The 1017-nt window shown below is 41.9% G+C and carries 3 protein-coding genes; all 3 read right to left on the reverse strand.

Annotated features, from left to right (window positions below; translation table 11 throughout):
- The coding region (locus tag KDK14_RS12500) for a PIN domain-containing protein (protein ID WP_257265466.1) at positions 1–363 on the reverse strand (363 nt) is incomplete at its 3' end.
- Positions 311–544 carry a DNA-binding protein gene (locus KDK14_RS12505; protein ID WP_257265467.1) on the reverse strand — a complete coding sequence of 78 codons (234 nt, stop codon included), beginning with the start codon at positions 542–544 and terminating at the stop codon, positions 311–313. The genes KDK14_RS12500 and KDK14_RS12505, both read right to left, overlap by 53 nt.
- 225 nt (positions 545–769) lie before the next feature.
- Positions 770–979 (reverse strand): DUF5615 family PIN-like protein, encoded by a 210-nt coding sequence (locus KDK14_RS12510; protein WP_257265468.1) that lies wholly within the window; start codon positions 977–979, stop codon positions 770–772.
- Positions 980–1017 lie beyond the last annotated feature (38 nt).

Raw genomic sequence — 1017 nt, forward strand, 5'->3', positions numbered from 1 at the left:
AGCGATTTGTTTATCTATTGAATTTTCATGGTGAGGTACTCTGAGTGCCCCCCATATATTGGCTTCGGTGTTGCCAAAATCGAGAATTCGTTCTCTGTAATCCCTGATAATGTCATTCAGCCAACACTCTAACTGACTAGCCTGTGAAATATCATTTCGGTAACGAATCCGTTCAACGCCCCTGCGCAACTCGCCAATGGTGATAACACTCAGATAAAGTTGTCGTTCCTGTTGGTCTGCTGACTGAAAGAATGCCTGTACTCCGGGATTTGCTTTCTTTTTTTTGCGTATTTCACTGATGACGTTAGTATCAATTAAATACATCACGGTCACTGTCATTATCAATGCGTTCGAAATCTGCATCGGTGCCAACATCCGGGATGTTTTGTAGCGCCTCAGTGAAGCTTTTTTTCCTGGGGCGTAGCAATGCGGACTCTAAAATCCGGCGATGTTCGGCTTCAGCGCTTCGACCATGCTTGCCAGCTTGGGCTTTGAGTGCATCTACTATTTTATCATCAATGTTTCGCACAATAAGGTTTGCCATATTTATCTCCTCAATTCTGATTATCCAAAATGATAGCATTGTTATCAATATTGGCAAATTCCTCTTCGAAAAAACCGGGGTCAAAAAACCGGGGTCAGGTCTTTCATTATGCATACCCTGCGACGTCTATTACGTCAGATTGTCAAAACTTCTTTGACTATTTCCCAATCATTTTAAGGTGTTTTTTGCAAGTCAGAGAATGAGGGGGGGATCTTGACAACTCTTTCAGAGCTCCAATAGTCCTTTGTCTTCATCGTTCAGGAAACTATGGATAGTCTGTTGGTTGTCTATTAAAACACGCTCAACAACCGCAAGCTTGACATTACCGATTTTCAAAAAAATCAGTTTTGGTGGGTGTCCGAATGCTTCCAGCATTGATAAAAAATCCTTATCTTTACTGACAATGGCAAGCCCATTAGCTTTCCTGATTACCACTGATCGTACGTCATGAATCAGCTGCTATAATAAACGTC

This window comes from Endozoicomonas sp. ONNA2, from assembly GCF_024606365.1.
Classification (GTDB): Bacteria; Pseudomonadota; Gammaproteobacteria; order Pseudomonadales; family Endozoicomonadaceae; genus Endozoicomonas.